Here is a 17,661-nt window from a genome sequence, read left to right on the forward strand (position 1 = left end):
GGTTTAAGGCGAAAGGCTTAAGGTTCAGGGTTTGCCCTCCACCTTAATACCCCCTACCTTCTACCTCAATAAAATATTCAGGTGCCTATATCGGTGGTGTCCACCTCTTCCCATTCCGAACAGAGAAGTTAAGCCCACCAGAGCCGATGGTACTGCGGTAACACGTGGGAGAGTAGGTCGGTGCCAGATCTTAAAAAGAAACCCCTCAACGATAAGTTGAAGGGGTTTCTTCGTTTAATGGGTTTTTAGAAGTATATTATTTAAAACTGTTAAAGCGTTAAAAAGGATCAGGCAAAGGTTCTGTTTCTTAATGTCCATAATCCCTTAATGTTAAAGGGAGCATAAAATTTTCTCACCATTAAGGAGTTAAGAAAAATTAAGGGTTGTTCCCGCAGATCACGCTGATCTCCGCAGAGACAATTCCATCATCCATTTTCCATCTTACACGTTTTTCCTTCTTCTTTCCATGGTTAATAGCCCTGATGGGAATGGGCACGGAGCCAATTCTTCATTGGCGGAGTAAAATGAACAGCAGGACGGAACCCAACCTAATGGTTACTGCCATTGCGCTCCAAATAAACTCAAAACAAGCCATTTTATAATCGCGGCAGTTTAGGTTGCTTTTTCACCATTAAGCAGTTAGAAATTTAAGGATCTTAGCAGAAGCTATTCCATCATGCGTTTTACATTATAATTTTAATAATTAAGATCTTTCTTATTTTACGTTTTAACAATTACAAATTATTTAGTTTTTTTCGAACAGTTTTGATTTATTACTGTTATAAAACCGTGTAAATAAATATTACTTGCCTTTAACAGAACATGATTGAGATAATTCACATGTATAGATTAAAGATTTGGTGTGTGATCGTCTAAATCTAAAAAGGAATTGATATTTTGCAGCATTAATAAATTAGATATGGCTTCGGGTTTTTTTGCAATTTTAGATGATATAAGTGCCTTAATGGATGATGTTGCTGTAACAGCAAAGGTAGCGGCCAAGAAGACGGCTGGTATTTTAGGAGATGATTTGGCCGTAAATGCAGAAAAATCGACAGGTTTTCTTTCTTCCAGGGAGTTGCCGGTACTATGGGCAATCACCAAGGGCTCTTTGGTAAATAAACTCATTATTGTTCCAATTGCCTTGCTGCTCAATGTTTTTTTTCCGGTTGCAATTAAAGTAATTCTGATATTGGGTGGCTTATATTTGGCGTATGAAGGGGTAGAAAAAGTTGTTGAATATTTTTTCCATCGGAATAAGCCTTCACATCTTGAAGCTAAAGAAGTGATTCAAGAAGGTGACGCGGCAGAAAAGGCTAAAATTAGGTCAGCTATTACAACCGATTTTATACTGTCGATAGAAATTGTCATTATAGCATTAGGCAGTGTTTTGGAAGAAAAGCTTGCCATTCAGATTATGACCGTTTCGGTGGTGGCATTATTAGCCACAATTGGTGTTTACGGAATCGTTGCACTTATTGTCAGAATGGATGATGCTGGATACCGTTTAGTGAAAGCCTCTGGCGATAAAGGTATTTTTTCTGCAATTGGAAAAATACTGGTTAAATCGCTGCCCGTTATCATTAAGATTTTAAGTATTGTAGGAACTGTTGCACTGATATTGGTATCAGGAGGAATCTTTGCACATAATATTGATTTTCTACATCATATTTTTCCTTCTTTTCCATCGATAATTAGAGAATTCGCTTTTGGATTAATAGTTGGACTGGCTTCGGTTCTTGTTGTAATTGTAGTTAAAAAGCTTTTGGTTATTATCAGACATAAGTAGGGAAAAGTTAATCCATTTTACAGCTATTCGTTAAATATTTGAAAATTAGCTTTACTACGGTTAAACAGGCATATAGCTACTATTTTTTTCAAATCTTGGAAAGTTTTCCCGGCGAAACTATTTATTGGTCTTTTTCAGTAAAGTTGTTTTTGCTACTATAATAAGTATGCTCTCGCTTTTCATTACAAGTCCTCGTTTCGCTGTGGGCTTTTTTATAGAATACTGGTTTATTTACCACGGATAGCAGCACAGTCGGTACCATCTAAACCCGACCGTAGCGAGATGCAGATTTTTTCAATCAGCAGAAGAGGTGGGACTGCACTAGTCTATATGTACAGCAATTGCTTTTCAAAATAATTTGATAAATATTGGATCTATTGCATATTGATAAAACTGTTCAATGTGCCACAAAACCAGAGAATTAGTCTTGAAACGATGGGTTTTGCATTAGGATTGTAAGAGTTCAGTACCGATCCTTCATCGGTACCGGAGCGCAGCGCAGCCCTGCAAAGCCCGCCCCTTGGGGAACGCCCATATCAATTAACAGTTTGCAATTTTCGGTTTGCAGTTGGTTGTTGTTTTGCCTTTGAAACGTTGGAAGTCTTGGCTAATTTTTCATTTTTTTAATAAATCTTTTATTAGCTTTACGATATGCAGGCTGTAAACTACGAGAACGAAACAAGCTATGGTAATTTAGAATTGCTGGCGCAGCAAGTGGTAGAAGGTTTTATTACGGGATTGCATAAAAGTCCGTTTCATGGCTTTTCGGTTGAGTTTGCGGAACACCGCCAGTATAATAATGGCGATAATGTTAAAAGTATCGACTGGAAATTGTACGCTAAAACCGATAAACTTTACAGCAAACGTTTCGAAGAAGAAACCAACCTGCGTTGTCAGTTTGTGATTGATGTTTCCTCGTCTATGTACTTTCCAGAGCCGAAAAATAATAAACTGATTTTCTCGATACAGGCTACGGCATCTTTAATGTACCTGCTAAAGAAACAACGCGATGCTTTCGGACTAAGTTTATTCACTGATGAGATATTGTTAAACTCTCTGGCAAAATCGACTACGGTACATCAGAAATATTTATTTACCCAATTAGAAGAACTGCTGCAGAAACCAAAGGTAAATGCACAGACCAATTTAAGCGAGGCACTGCACCAGGTGGCTGAACTAATCCACAAACGTTCCCTGGTAATTGTCTTCAGTGATCTCTTCAATACCCATACTAGTGCAGATAACACCGATCAGTTTTTTGATGCGCTGCAACACCTTAAGTTTAACAAACACGAGGTTGTGGTTTTTAATGTGGTTGATAAAACAAAAGAGGTGGATTTTAATTTTGGAAACCGCCCATACCAGTTTATTGATATGGAAACAGGAGAAACCATTAAAGTACATACTAATCAGGTAAAAGAGAATTATACAACTGCGGTTTCTTCTTATCGACAGCAGGTTGCGCTAAAATGTGCTCAATATAAAATCGACTTAATTGATGCCGATATGAACCAGGGTTTTTTCCCAATCCTTCAGTCTTATTTAATCAAACGGCAAAAATTAGGTTGAAATTTTCTTACAAACAACGCAGTTTTAGCGATGTTTATTAAGTGATTTAAATTTAAACTCAATAATATGTTAGAAAAAGGCGCTATAGCACCAGATTTCGAATTGAATGCTACTCCCGATCAGAAAATAAAACTTAAAGATTTTAAAGGCAAAAATGTAATCCTGGCTTTTTATCCTGCGGATTGGAGCCCGGTATGCAGCGACCAAATGGCACTTTATAACGAAATGCTAAAATATTTTAACAAGTATGATGCGCAGATTTTTGGCGTTTCTGTAGACAGTGTTTGGTGCCACCTTGCTTTCGAAGAAAATAGAAAACTACATTTTCCACTACTGGCTGATTTTGAACCAAAAGGTGCGGTGTCTAAAGCTTATGGTGTATATGATGATGAAGTTGGCGAAAGTAAACGGGCACTGTTTGTGATTGATAAAGAAGGAAAAATTGCCTGGAGTTATTTATCACCAGTAGCCGTTAACCCTGGTGCCGATGGTATTTTGGATGCATTGGAAGAACTAAGTAAGAAATAAAGCGATGAGTGTATTAAAACCCGAAATAAATAGTCAGGATCATATTCAAGGTGATGATTCGGCAAGTATTGCCATTGTTGAGTTTGGTGATTACCAATGTCCATACTGTGGAGATGCTTATCCCATAATGAAGGAAATTGAAGAAACTTTTGGTCATCAGATCAGATTTGTTTTCCGCCATTTTCCTTTGGCCAATGCGCATGAGTTTGCTTTTCCGGCTGCTATTGCTGCAGAGGCTGCAGCATTACAAGGTAAGTTTTGGGAAATGCACGATGCCCTTTATGAAAACCAGTATCGCCTGGATGGTGAACTGTTCGATGAACTGGCCGAAACGATTGGTTTAGATTTAGAGCAGTTTCAGAAAGATAGTGCTTCAGAAGAGATTAAACGAAAAATAGAAGATGATTTTGACAGTGGTGTCCGCAGTGGTGTAAACGGAACACCTTCATTTTATGTAAACGGGACCAAGTTTGATGGAGGTGCAACCGATTTGTACCAAATGCTTAAGGAAAGTACGGAGTGATTTTAGAGAAGTCAAGTTTTTAAAACTTGACTTCTCTTTTTACAGAAAATCAACCTCTTTATTTTTAGAAAAATAGCTTGGAACGCTTGATTTTGATCTGGTAAAACCAAAATTTAACAGGTATAACATTAAAATTAGTAGGCAGCTTAATTTGTTTTCATAAAGATTAGATAGAGGAATTTACTTAGGCTCGATTAATATTTACTTGTATTAACTAACTTTTGAACTCCTGTTTTTGACCCAATCGTCATGCTGAACTTGTCTTAAAAGTATGAAGAGTGTTTCTAATTGTCTTGTAGCTACTACGTGGTCAGCATCTTTCCTGCTAGATAGACCCTGAAATAAATTACCTGAGGTGAGCTCGTTTAAGGCTCGGTTTACCGCGTAGCTTTCCGCTGCGCTATAGGTCAGGGTGGTGGTTATTATTAAATATCTATAGGAACCTTCAAAATATTTCACTAATTCGAACTGATGTTATTGGCTAATTTAATAAAAAAACCTCATGTATTTTGCAATACATGAGGTATCAGATAAGGGTAACCGGAAAACTAAAAAACTAATTATGAGTTTTTAGAATTTAACAAAAATGAAATCGCTTCGTATTTTGTTATATCAAAGGTGCACTTCATTTATGAAGTTTTAGTGAAGAAACTTTTATAACTTTACTTATGTTACAATTGTGATATAAAGTCTTTGCAAGGTCAGATTGGTTCTTTTCTGCTTTAGTCTAAAACAATATATCAGCTTCCGCTATTTATTAGCTATATAAAATCCATCATTAAAAAATACTTTCATGGGTAAAAATGTTGCAGAACAACTGGTTGAAATGCTGGTTGAGGTTGGTGTAAAAAGAGTTTATGCCGTTACCGGAGACAGTTTAAATTATTTTAACGATGCTGTAAGAAGAAATGGCAAAATAAAGTGGATCCACGTACGCAATGAAGAGGTTGGGGCTTTTGCAGCGGCGGCCGAAGCTGAACTTGACGGGATTGCTTGTTGTGCGGGTAGCTGTGGTCCGGGCCACGTGCATTTGATTAATGGTCTTTACGATGCACACCGATCACATGTTCCGGTAATTGCCATTGCCTCAACCATACCAACAGGGGAATTTGGAATGGACTTTTTTCAGGAAACAAATACCATAAAATTATTTGATGATTGTAGTTACTACAACCAGGTAGCTACCACTGCCGAGCAAGTACCAAGAATGTTTCAAACGGCTATTCAGCATGCCGTTCATAAAAAAGGTGTTGCCGTTTTTGGTTTACCTGGCGATGTGGCACAACTGGATGCGGTGGAAAGCGTAACTGCTATGCAATTGTTCAACAATAAGCCAGTGATCCGTCCTTCCGACCAGGAGTTGAAAGATTTATCAGACCTGCTTAATGGTGAAAAGAAAATTATGCTTTACTGTGGCATAGGTGCTGCCGAAGCACATGATGAAGTGGTAGAATTAGCAGGTAAATTAAAGGCGCCTGTGGGGTTTTCTTTCAGGGGTAAAATGGGCATCCAATATAATAACCCTTACGAAGTTGGCATGACAGGCCTTTTAGGACAGCCATCTGGCTATCATGCCATGCACGAGGCTGATGTAGTGCTTCTACTGGGAACTGATTTTCCTTATGTAAATTTTATGCCTGTAAAGAACAAAATTGTACAAATTGATGAAAAACCCGAGCGTTTGGGCAGGAGGGCTAAACTTACCATGGGTTTATGTGGGAGCATCAGCGATTCGATAAAAGCATTGTTGCCGCTTCTTACCGAAAAGACAGATGAAGTTTTCTTAAAATCTCAATTAGAATTTTACCAGAAAGTTAAGGAAGCACAGCAGGTTTATGTTAAAGATCAGGGTGAGGAAAATAAAATCCAACCTGAATTTGTAGCTGAAACCATAAACCGTTTAGCAGCCAATGATGCCATTTTTACGGTAGATACGGGAATGTGTTGCGTTTGGGGAGCACGTTTTATCGATGGAACTGGCAAACGTAAAATGCTGGGATCTTTTAACCATGGTTCTATGGCCAATGCCATGCCAATGGCTATCGGAGCGGCATCGGCACATCCAGGACAACAAGTAATTGCGCTTTGCGGTGATGGTGGCTTATCAATGCTCCTGGGCGATCTGGCAACCATTAAACAATATAACCTGCCTGTAAAATTAATTGTTTTTAACAACAGGGCACTGGGAATGGTGAAGTTGGAAATGGAAGTTGATGGCTTGCCCGATAATGAAACAGATATGATTAATCCTGATTTTGCATTGGTTGCGCAGGCCATGGGCTTTAAAGGAATAACCGTAGCCAGGCCTGAAGAAGTGGAAACAGCAATCAGTCATGCACTGAATGAAGATGGACCAGTTTTGTTAAATGTGATGACCAATCCAAATGCTTTAGCCATGCCACCAAAAATAGAATGGGCACAGATTAAAGGTATGACAGAATCGATGGCGAAATTAATGCTAGGTGGTAAAATGAGTGAAGTTTTGGATACGATAAAATCGAATTATAAACATTTAGGGGAAGTGTTGTAGTTTAGAAAAGTTTCGTCATTCCCAACCCTATAGCTATCAGGTTGATTGGGAATCTTAATGCATGTTAATGTTTCATAAGCATTAAGATGCCCGCCTGCGCGGGAATGACGAGTTAAATAAAAAAACGTCATCTACTGAAGCGCAGCGTAATGGAGAGATCTATCTAAACAGATCTCTCCATTACGCTGCATTCCGCTCGAGATGACGTAATTACTATAAATTCCCTCTCAATTCCTGCTCACGCTCTAACGATTCAAATAGTGCTTTAAAATTACCGGCACCAAAACTCTGCGCACCTTTACGCTGAATAATCTCAAAGAAAAGGGTAGGGCGGTCTTCAACAGGTTTGGTGAAAATCTGCAATAAATATCCTTCTTCATCGCAATCGACCAAAATGCCCAGGCTTTCCAATAAGGCTATTTCTTCGTCAATTTTGCCTACACGCTGAGGCATCATATCATAATAAGCTTCTGGTGGAGCACTTAAAAATTCAACGCCACGTGATTTAAGTTCTTTAACTGTTTTAACAATATCTTTTGTTGCTACGGCAATATGCTGCACGCCTTCACCCTCATAATATTCCAGATACTCTTCAATTTGCGATTTCTTTTTGCCTTCTGCCGGCTCGTTAATCGGGAATTTCGAAAAGCCGTTTCCATTACTCATCACTTTACTCATCAAAGCCGAATATTCGGTATTGATTTGCTTATCGTCAAAAGATAGAATATTTACGAATCCCATTACATCTTCATACCATTGTACGGCTTCATTCATGCGGTTCCAACCCACATTACCCACACAATGATCAATATATAAAAGACCGGCATCTGCAGGTTGATAATCGCTTTCCCATACCCGGTAACCTGGCATAAAAGTTCCGGTATAGTTTTTACGCTCAACAAACATGTGTACCGTTTCGCCGTAAGTGTAAATACCGCTCATTTTAACTTCGCCATTTTCATCAGTTAAGGTTTTAGGCTCCATGTATGGTTTAGCGCCACGTTTTGTGGTTTCTTCGAAAGCACTATAGGCATCGTCTACCCAAAGCGCCAATACTTTTACGCCGTCGCCATGTTTTTTTACATGCTCTGATATTGGATGATCAGATTTTAATGCTGTGGTTAAGATCAGCCTGATTTTACCCTGTTGCAATACATACGACGAACGATCACGTACGCCAGTTTCCGGTCCGGCATAAGCCAGGCTTTGAAACCCAAATGCCGTTTTGTAGTAGTGAGCCGCTTGTTTAGCGTTGCCTACATAAAATTCGATATAATCTGTTCCGTTAATAGGCAAAAAATCTGGTGCTTTCGATATTTTTTCTGCGAATGTTTGTGTTTCCATTTGTTTGTTGTTATTTAAGTCCGAGGTCGGAGGTCCGAAGTCAGATGTGATATTGTTAAATATGTTGTTGTTAAAATGTTTTAAGGTTGAATGTGGTAAATTTTAAATGATGGAGAATTACTCGCCATCTATTTCATCTGCACTTTATCTTCGGACCTCGGTCTCCAGACTTCCGACTAATTTTATTCTATGTTAATCTGCCAGCTTTTGTGGTAATTTTCGTCTTCAATATCCACCGCGTCCTGTGTCAGCATTAAAGGCTTAAAAGGATCGATCATTACTGCCAGCTCATCTGTTTTTTCTTTTCCAATCGATTTTTCTACAGTACCTGGATGTGGTCCATGTGGAATACCGCCTGGGTGTAAGGTAATCTGACCTTTAACCACACTTTTGCGGCTCATAAAATCACCATCAACATAATAAAGCACCTCGTCGCTATCTACATTGCTATGGTTATAAGGTGCAGGAATAGAATCGGGATGGTAATCGTATTTGCGGGGAACAAAAGAGCAAACCACAAAATTGTGTCCTTCGAAAGTTTGATGAACCGGAGGGGGTTGGTGCAGGCGGCCTGTTATCGGCTCAAAATCGTGGATAGAGAAAGCATAGGGATAATGATAACCGTCCCAGCCTACATAATCAAAAGGATGTGTACCATAGGTATATGGGTAAATTAATCCCTGTTTTTTAATCAGCACTTTGAAATCGCCGTATTCATCAAAGGTTTGGAGGTTTTCGGGTAGTCTTAAATCACGCTCACAATACGGCGCATGTTCCATTAACTGTCCAAACTGGTTTAAATATCTTTTTGGCGGTCTTAATGGACTAAAACTTTCTACAATAAACAACCTGTTTTGTTCGGTATCAAATTCCATCTGATAGATGGTCCCCCTTGGAATGATCAGGTAATCGCCATAAGCAAACTTAATTTCTCCGAATCCAGTTTTCAGCTTGCCAGAACCTTCATGTACGAAGATCATCTCATCGGCCTGACTATTTTTGTAGAAATAGTCTGTCATAGATTTTCTTGGTGCAGCCAGAACGATATGCAAATCGCTGTTTACCAGAACGGCTTTTCTGCTTTCTAGAAAATCATCTTCAGGTTTAATATTGAAACCAATTAAACTGGTATGTTTCAGGTGTTTTTCGCGTGCAATTTTTGGCTCAACACTATAAGGCTCGCCCAAATGTTTTACCATGGTTGGCGGGTGACAATGATAAACCAACGAATATAAACTGGAAAAACCTTCGGTTGATACCAATTCTTCGGCATAAAGATTTCCATCAGGTTTACGAAAAACCGTGTGACGTTTAGCTGGAATCTGCCCCAATTTATGATAAATAGGCATAATGATATGATGTTATGGTTAGAAAAGAAAAAATCCTAATGAATTAACAATTAAAACGGCTACGCGTTTCAATTAAAAAGAAGGGTGAATGAAATTACAGTGAATACTGAGCCATGATCAGCTTGGATAGCATCTTATAGCGACGGGCTGCAATAGCGTCGTTTACCAGATTAATATGTAATGCTTTTAAGATCATGGTTTTAATGGTACTAAGGTAAGTATTTTATTTAAAAGTTAAAATTTAATGCGATATATATACACATCAGAGAGAGCCACACCGTTGGTTATCGCCAGAGGTTAGCATTTTGTATTGGCTGCTAGTGCACCAATAGGGATACTGCGTAGGTTATTGATTGATTACGCTCTAACAAACATTGCAACCAAAGATTTTCCATTAAATTAAATCTAACCTTCAGAAACATATCTTTTTAAAATAATAACGCTTAAGTTTTATTTTGAATAGCCTAATTGCTTAGCTTTACCGCGTATTTAACCAAATCATATATGAAACTAGTATCCTATAAAACCGAAGACAGGGAGCATCTTGGTGTGTTTGTAAATGGGCATATCTATAATTTAAATAGCTGCGATAAGCTTATTCCTGACAACATGAACGAATTTTTGCAGGGAGGAGAGGTATTAATGGAAAGGGCAAAACGCATTGATGATCAGATTAAAGAAGGAAGCCTGGAGGCCAAAGAAGAAATTTTTTATGAGATTTTGGCGCCCGTTCCACATCCAACCAGCTGTCGTGATGGTTACGCTTTCAGGCAACATGTTGCTGCTGCACGTAGAAACAGAAAGGTAGATATGATCCCTCAATTTGATGAGTATCCAATCTTTTATTTCACCAATCACAATGCTATTCAGGGTACAGGAGAAATAGAATGCATGCCAGATCATTTTGATAAACTGGATTTCGAATTGGAGCTTGCTATTGTTATCGGTAAAAAAGGAAGAAATATTAAAGCCGCTGAAGCTGATGAATACATTGCAGGTTATATGGTAATGAACGATATGAGCGCCCGTACGTTGCAGATGGAAGAGATGCTGTTGAATTTAGGCCCTGCTAAAGGAAAAGATTTTTCTACCGTAATTGGCCCATGGCTGGTAACACCTGATGAATTATTGCAGTATAAGGTTGCTCCTAAGGAAGGGCACGTAGGTAATGCTTACGATCTTAAAATGACTTGCAGAGTAAACGGTATTGAAGTTTCGAAAGGAAATACTGCTGATATGGACTGGACTTTTGCCGAAATTATAGAACGTTGTGCTTACGGTGTAGATATCCTTCCTGGTGATGTAATTGGCTCAGGAACAGTGGGTACTGGTTGTTTTTTAGAGTTAAATGGTACTGGTTTACTTAACGATCCAAATTATAAAGTACAATGGTTACAGCCAGGTGATGTTGTGGAGATGGAAATAACAGGCTTGGGTGCACTCACCAATACGATTACGAAGGCTGATACGGATTTTTCGATTTTAGCCTTAAAGAAAAATTAAAATAAAGTCGTCTCGATCCGATAGTTTCGGATTTAGTTCAAATCTTATATAAAAGTCGTCATTTCGAGCGGAGTGCAACGAAGTCGAGAAATCTATTATAGATCTCTCCATTACGCTACGCTTCAGTCGAGATGACGACATTTTTCGAGTTATAACTTCTTTTAAACTATTGCGTTCAACATTTAACTCAATAAAACCTTGCTGACCCTAAATACCTCCGATTTAACCCCTGTAGAGCTACAAAACTACCTACAGTACGCTATCGCTCCGCGACCGATCTGTTTTGCCTCAACTATTGATGCCGAAGGAAATATAAATTTAAGCCCCTTCAGTTTCTTTAATATGTTTAGTACCAATCCACCCATCTGTATTTTTTCCCCGTCGAGAAGGGTGCGCGATAATACGACCAAACACACTTTAGAGAATGTTCATCAAGTAAAAGAGTGCGTGATCAATATTGTAAACTACGATATGGTGCAGCAGATGAGCCTGGCCAGTACCGAATATGCCAAAGGCGTAAACGAGTTTGAGAAAGCAGGATTTACCATGTTGAAGTCAGATCTGGTTCGGCCGCCAAGAGTTGCCGAGGCTCCGGTACAGTTCGAATGTGTAGTGAATGAAGTAATTTCGTTAGGCGATAAACATGGTGCAGGAAACCTGATTCTGGCTGAAATAAAAGTAATCCACATCAATGAAGAAATTTTAGATGAAAACGGCAGGATAGATCAACATAAAATCGATCTGGTAGCCCGTTTGGGTGGCGATTGGTATTGCAGAGTTACAAAAGATAATTTGTTTAAAGTGGCAAAACCTTTGACTAAATTAGGTATCGGGGTTGATCGTTTACCGCAATCAGTCCGCTTTTCGAAAGTGTTAACCGGAAACGATTTAGGTATGCTCGGTAATGTTGAGCAAATACCCACTGATGAGGAAATTGATCTGATCAGTACAAATCCCGAAGTAAAAGAAGTCCTCGATGCTACCATTGGCGACAGTACCAACCGCGAAAGAGAACTGCACGAACTGGCTAAAAAGTTTCTTTTTAATGGAGACGTAGAACTTGCTTTAAAGGTTGTTTTGCTTTAAATTTATTGTCGTAATCTTTTAGTTATGCACACAATTGTTCAGGTAGACCAATATATTATCAATTCGGCAGCGTTTGCTATTCCGATTTTAGATCATTTAAGAAACGTAGTGCATAAAGCCGATGCTCGTATTGAAGAGAAAATTAAATGGGGGATGCCTTTTTTCGATTATAAAGGTACGGTTTGTCACATGGCGTCTTTTAAACATCACTGTGCCTTTGGTTTTTGGAAAGGCTCGTTAATGCAAGATGAATATGGTATTTTTAAAGAACATTCGGAAGCCATGGGTTTATTGGGTAAAATAACCTCTTTTGATGACCTGCCACCTGATGAAATTCTGATTGCCTATATTCAACAGGCTATTCAATTAAATGAAGATAATGTAAAACTGCTATCAAAAACAAAATCAACCGAGAAGAAAGAACTGGTTATACCTGAATATTTTATGGAAGCTTTACAAGAAGCCCCGGAAGCTTTAGCGGTATTCCAGAATTTCAGTCCATCCAATAAAAAAGATTATGTATTGTGGCTTGAGGAAGCTAAAACGGAAGCAACCAGAATAAAAAGATTGGAAACCACTTTAGAATGGCTTGCTGAAGGCAAAACAAGAATGTGGAAGTATAAAAAGTAATTAAAGAATACTCACAATTTTCATGAAACGGGCTTTATAATGACCGTCAAGATCGGTAATGGTTACCTGGTGTGCTTTACCCGAAGAGGCATGAATAAATTTGATCCCGTTTTCATCAATAGAATAAACAATACCAACATGACCGATTCTTCTTATTCTTGAATTACTGCCTGTAAAAATCAATACATCGCCTACTTTTGCATTTTCTAAACTGGTTTCTTTACCAGCATAGCTAAACTCTCTTGAAGAACGCGGAACTTTAAAGCCAAAATTGCTAAATACATAACTTACAAAACCAGAACAGTCGAAACCAACTTTCGGGTTACTTGTAGCATAACGATAGGGGATACCTAACATACTTTTGGCAAAATCGATAAGGGTTGTGGAGCTTGTGGAAGAATTATTTTCCGTAACTGTTGCGTTTTTTGGAAGGCTTGCAACTAATTTCTTTACCAGTTCCTGGTATTGCGCAGGTAAGATTGTTTGGGCTTTTCCTGCCGTGGCAGACAAAATGAAAAACAAAATCGGGATTATTATTTTCTTCATATGTTGGAGCCAAAGATATAAAAAATATCTAAAGTCGATTAAAATGTTGAAAATGAGTTAAAACAAAAAAGTCCGGGTTAGCTTACCCGGACTAATTAAATATTTGCTTCGATTAAATACTTGGGAACATGGTTTGTGCTTTGTCGCCAATTAACGGAAGCGGTTTTTGTTCACCATTATTCGCACTTATAGCTCCTATGATGATCAAAATAAGGTAGGCAATGTAAACTACATAACTTAAATAACCAATTAGGGCAGTTGGCACAATCATAATCAATATCGTTACTGCTACATTAAGTACAATCATGCCCAAATGAAGCAATAATGACTGTCTTAAATGATAGCTTGACAGCGCTGTTTTGTTATCTTTGTACATGGCGAAGTACGATATCAGCCAACCGATTAAAAAGATGTAGCTAACAACAGCAGCATTTTTTCCATTGTCGACTGTTTTAAAGGGAGAATTTGTTTCCATAGATTTTTTTTAGTTTTTCAATTACTGCCGTAAATTACTAAAAATTATCATACTATGGTGTAGTAACTGCTACCGGTAAAATTTTTCCATTAAAAAATTTATGTCCGGTTTTTGCAAAATCAGCCACATATTTCCCCATTTCAAAAGCCATAACCGGGCTTTGGTAGCCAGGGAAAGCTGCTTCCAGCATTTCTGTCTGTGCAGATCCTAATGCAAGGCAATTAATTTTAATTCCTGTTTCAGCTAATTCAAAAGCCAAACATTCTGTTAACGTGTGCAAGGCAGCTTTACTTGCCGAATAGGCAGAAAGCCCGGGGAATTTAACACTCCCTTGAAAACCACCCATACTACCAATGTTTACAATGTGGCTTCCGCTTTGCATTAAAGGTAAAAGGTTCTGGATCATCCTAAAATGTGAGATTACGTTGCTCTGTAACATTTCGCCTAAATCAACTTCGGTGGTTTCTAAAAAAGGTTTATTAATTAAAGCACCCGCATTGTTGATCAGGATATCGATTGTACCCAAACGTTCTTTTAAAAAAGGAATCAGCGCGGCATAATCATCATTTACAATGTCAAATTCTACCGGTAAAAGGGTACAATCTGGATTAATGCCTTTAGCAATTTCTAAGAGTTTGCGCAGCTTATCTGCCGAACGGGCAATGGCAACAATCGTGTTTTCTTTATATAAGCTAAATTCTAAAGCCGTTTCGAAACCGATTCCGCTGCTGGCACCTGTAATTATAATGTTCATTAAAAGGAATTAAAATTGTTGTAAAGTTAAAAGGTTCTTAATTATAGTCCTCGTTTGTAACGAGGATTATCGAGAATGGCGATTTTATCGCCAATTATTGTATCTTATTTTGTAAACGAAAAAATATAACAAACTAAATAAAATCATTCCTTAAAATTTTTTGGTGAAATGCACTATTTAAGTTTCGTTGTAATTTGCCGAAATGTTTGCGTAAACTTTTTTTAGCAACTTCTGCAGATGCTTTTTGTATTGCTTCAATAACTTTTTCTTTAGCAATGGGGTGCTTAATTTCAATTATCATATTCTAATTTAATAAAAAACTGCTTGTTGAATAGTAGTAGTCACATTACAAATGTGATTCTCTTCCATCCTCGTTACAAACGAGGACGATAATCAATCTTCCACAAGGAGCTGACTAACCGGATTTTTAATCACATGTAAGCCATCATTAATCAGTTTGGTATGATCTAACTCTTTACCCGCTTTAATTTCAAGATAAACCTGAATTTCCTTTTCCAGCTGATGATAAATCTTTTTATGGTAAATAATCTCCAGAATTTCCAAGGCACAAAGCCAATCCTGACGGTGGTTTGTTTTTAGTTGTAAGAAAATTTCGCCAAGCTGGTCCAGGTTTTCGCCACTTTCCCTGATCTCCCTAACCGTTTGGTATAAGCCGTGTAGTTTTAAGGTTTTATCGTCATAATTAATGTGATGCGTTTTCTCCTTGCTAATTAAAGTAATCTCCTCGTAAGCGTCTTTATCGGCAGCTCCATTAAAAACTGAAACAATGGTTTCGCCTATGGCCATATCATAAATACCCCATTCTGGCTTAAACAAGATGTTTCCATTACGCTCTGTAACCGTGCAATTATTAAAGGCAATTAACAGGAGCTTAAGGTTTTCTACAATAATATCCTTAACAGTACCAGTTACGCTAATGCCACTTTCGAATATAAGTTCAGCTTTTTCGCCTGTAATTATTCCTAAAGTTTGCAATTCTAAAGCGCTATAATCTTCCAGTGCTTTTTCTGCTCCTTTTAAACGGCCAACCGGGGAAGAAAAACCATCAGCATGGTAATCTTTACCATGGCCAGCCAATTGTTTACCATTAAATGCCAATGACGATGAGCCAGTTGTTTTAATAAATGTTGCCTCATCTTTTGTGCCGACACCTATATCAGTAAATAAACCACTTACCTGTAAGCCTGAACTATAAACAGCTGTGGCTACGTTTTTACAGGCAATTGCTTTCATAATACTTTCTGTTCCACCTTTTCTAAAAGCCATGGTATTGGCAAATTCTTCCAGCACATCAATCAGGTTTTGGAAAGTTTCGGTTACAAAGAGTTGTGGCTGCGGTTTGGTAATATCATAAGCGTAATTAATTGTATCGATGTTGTACCAAAGTTTCGCTACATCATTTTGCATGCAGGTTGCGCTTTCACCGATGGAAGAAAGCAAACCCGCGCCATAAATTTTGGGGTTTTCTAAAGTACCAATCAAACCATATTCAACTGTCCACCAGTGTAAGCGACCAAGTAAAGCCATTTCAGAGGGCTCGCCCATATTTTCACTAGTGTAGCGCAATTCTTTTTCTGCCTTGGCAATGGCAAATTCATCAGCATTTACAGCTTCTTTCAAAATCGATAACTTCCTGATGGCTTCGTAAAGTTCAAAATCTTTCGCCGAAAACATGGCTTTTGCACCAATCGAACCAAAATAGCTTAAATAATTATTGTAATCGGTATCGGCAATAATAGGTGCATGGCCAGCGCTTTCGTGTATAATATCTGGTGCCGGTGTATATTCGATGTGATTAATCTGGCGGATATCTGCAGCAATTACCAGTACCCGATAGGCCTGGTATTCCATAAAAGCCGCTGGCGGAATAAAGCCATCAACAGTTACCGCTCCCCATCCAATTTTACCCAGGTTATCGTTCATGGTTTGCAAATCTGGAATGTATTCGATACTTAAACCTGCCCGCTGTAAGCCTTTTATATAAGGGTAATAAGCAACATTTTTAAGATAACTGTAATTCTGGCGCATTACATAACGCCATACCGCTTGATCAATTGGTGTGTATTTTTCGTAATTCTGGTCAACAATAAATTGTTTTAAATGATTGGGCAATTTTGCTACCTGCGCATTATTAAAATCATTAAAATGGCTCATGGTTATTATGAAATAAGTTGGTCGGCAGCTAAGTTAGGATGTTGTTTTTATCTTATCAAGAAAGCGGCTGCATAAATTAACAGGTTAACGTAATAAAGGATTCGGGTGGTTAAAATGATGGATTAATAATTAGGAAAGGTGCTGTAGCATTTCATTGGGAGGCTCCGGTCGGGCTGTTCGCTATATCTTTTGCTGCCCTTTAGCTCCGCTCAGGCTGACAGCAAAAGGATACCGCTTCCATCCCGTTTATTCACAAGGGCTTGTGCTGATGAAGCTGGTTTTTCCTGCACTTTGCTAAAAAACGAAAATAGGAGCAATGCCGTGGCCACCTAAACCCGACTGGTGCGTAAAGCCCGGAGCGAGGTACGAGTGAGGACTTGAAGCGAAGGCGGGACTGAAGAAACCCAAATGCTTGTGGAACTGCTTTCCAAAAAGAAACAAGATTAATAATTTGGAAAGGTGCTGTAGCATTTCATCGGTGAGGTTCTGTCGGGCTGTCCGCTATATCCCCGATGAAGGATCGGGGGATGCCGCTTCCATCCCGTTTATTCATAGGGGCTCGTGCTGATGAAGCTGGTTTTTCCTGCACTTTGCTAAAAAACGAAAATAGGAGCAATGCCGTGGCCACCTAAACCCGACTGTTGCATAAAGCCCCGAGCGAGGTACGAGCGAGGACTTGAAGCGAAGGCGGGACTGAAGAAACCCAAATGCTTGTGGAACTGCTTTCCAAAAAGAAACAAGATTAATAATTTGGAAAGGTGCTGTACCATTTTATCGGGAGGCTCCGGCCGGGCTGTTCGCTATATCTTTTGCTGCCTTCGACTCCGCTCAGGCTGACTGCAAAAGGATATCGCTTCCAT

General features: G+C 38.7%; 15 protein-coding genes and 1 rRNA gene. 9 read left to right on the plus strand and 7 right to left on the minus strand.

What is annotated here, in order from left to right; translation table 11 throughout:
* Window positions 1-77 precede the first annotated feature (77 nt).
* From rrf to ACUN24_RS11520, 6 genes are all read left to right on the plus strand, one after another.
* Window positions 78-189: ribosomal RNA gene (gene rrf, locus ACUN24_RS11495) — 5S ribosomal RNA — on the plus strand.
* A gap of 730 nt (window positions 190-919) precedes the next feature.
* Window positions 920-1,789, plus strand: coding sequence for a DUF808 domain-containing protein (locus tag ACUN24_RS11500; protein ID WP_445562599.1), 870 nt, complete (start codon window positions 920-922; stop codon window positions 1,787-1,789).
* Between the two features lie 651 nt (window positions 1,790-2,440).
* Window positions 2,441-3,358: a DUF58 domain-containing protein gene (locus ACUN24_RS11505; protein ID WP_445562600.1), complete on the plus strand. Its 918-nt coding sequence runs from the start codon at window positions 2,441-2,443 to the stop codon at window positions 3,356-3,358.
* Between the two features lie 66 nt (window positions 3,359-3,424).
* Complete coding sequence (locus ACUN24_RS11510) at window positions 3,425-3,886, plus strand: redoxin domain-containing protein (RefSeq protein WP_445562601.1); 462 nt, start codon at window positions 3,425-3,427, stop codon at window positions 3,884-3,886.
* Window positions 3,887-3,890: 4 nt separating this feature from the next.
* Window positions 3,891-4,409, plus strand: coding sequence for a DsbA family protein (locus tag ACUN24_RS11515; RefSeq protein WP_445562602.1), 519 nt, complete (start codon window positions 3,891-3,893; stop codon window positions 4,407-4,409).
* A gap of 793 nt (window positions 4,410-5,202) precedes the next feature.
* Window positions 5,203-6,939: a thiamine pyrophosphate-dependent enzyme gene (locus ACUN24_RS11520; RefSeq protein WP_445562603.1), complete on the plus strand. Its 1,737-nt coding sequence runs from the start codon at window positions 5,203-5,205 to the stop codon at window positions 6,937-6,939.
* Window positions 6,940-7,152: 213 nt separating this feature from the next.
* On the opposite strand, the gene hppD is transcribed toward ACUN24_RS11520, so the two are convergent.
* Both hppD and ACUN24_RS11530 read right to left on the minus strand, forming a co-directional pair.
* Window positions 7,153-8,283, minus strand: a complete 1,131-nt coding sequence (gene hppD / locus ACUN24_RS11525; RefSeq protein WP_445562604.1) for a 4-hydroxyphenylpyruvate dioxygenase — start codon at window positions 8,281-8,283, stop codon at window positions 7,153-7,155.
* Window positions 8,284-8,465: 182 nt separating this feature from the next.
* A complete protein-coding gene (locus ACUN24_RS11530; RefSeq protein WP_445562605.1) occupies window positions 8,466-9,632 on the minus strand; it encodes a homogentisate 1,2-dioxygenase in 1,167 nt (388 codons plus the stop codon).
* 504 nt (window positions 9,633-10,136) lie between these two features.
* Here ACUN24_RS11530 and ACUN24_RS11535 point away from each other — a divergent pair.
* The 3 genes from ACUN24_RS11535 (at window position 10,137) to ACUN24_RS11545 (ending at window position 12,851) form a co-directional block, all read left to right on the plus strand.
* Window positions 10,137-11,135, plus strand: a complete 999-nt coding sequence (locus ACUN24_RS11535; RefSeq protein ID WP_445562606.1) for a fumarylacetoacetate hydrolase family protein — start codon at window positions 10,137-10,139, stop codon at window positions 11,133-11,135.
* 198 nt (window positions 11,136-11,333) lie between these two features.
* Window positions 11,334-12,221 (plus strand): flavin reductase family protein, encoded by an 888-nt coding sequence (locus ACUN24_RS11540; RefSeq protein WP_445562607.1) that lies wholly within the window; start codon window positions 11,334-11,336, stop codon window positions 12,219-12,221.
* Window positions 12,222-12,245: 24 nt separating this feature from the next.
* Entirely contained in the window at window positions 12,246-12,851 is a 606-nt protein-coding gene (locus tag ACUN24_RS11545) for a YdeI/OmpD-associated family protein (protein WP_445562608.1), read from the plus strand.
* On the opposite strand, the gene ACUN24_RS11550 is transcribed toward ACUN24_RS11545, so the two are convergent.
* From ACUN24_RS11550 to ACUN24_RS11570, 5 genes are all read right to left on the minus strand, one after another.
* Window positions 12,852-13,397, minus strand: coding sequence for a C40 family peptidase (locus tag ACUN24_RS11550; protein WP_445562609.1), 546 nt, complete (start codon window positions 13,395-13,397; stop codon window positions 12,852-12,854).
* Between the two features lie 112 nt (window positions 13,398-13,509).
* Entirely contained in the window at window positions 13,510-13,872 is a 363-nt protein-coding gene (locus ACUN24_RS11555) for a DUF4870 domain-containing protein (protein WP_445562610.1), read from the minus strand.
* A gap of 52 nt (window positions 13,873-13,924) precedes the next feature.
* Entirely contained in the window at window positions 13,925-14,626 is a 702-nt protein-coding gene (locus tag ACUN24_RS11560; RefSeq protein ID WP_445562611.1) for an SDR family oxidoreductase, read from the minus strand.
* 133 nt (window positions 14,627-14,759) lie between these two features.
* On the minus strand, window positions 14,760-14,927 hold the full coding sequence (locus ACUN24_RS11565; RefSeq protein ID WP_445562612.1) for a hypothetical protein: 168 nt from the start codon (window positions 14,925-14,927) through the stop codon (window positions 14,760-14,762).
* Window positions 14,928-15,019: 92 nt separating this feature from the next.
* Window positions 15,020-16,801, minus strand: a complete 1,782-nt coding sequence (locus ACUN24_RS11570) for an aromatic amino acid hydroxylase (protein ID WP_445562613.1) — start codon at window positions 16,799-16,801, stop codon at window positions 15,020-15,022.
* Between the last annotated feature and the right edge of the window lie 860 nt (window positions 16,802-17,661).

The organism is Pedobacter sp. WC2501 (assembly GCF_052682415.1).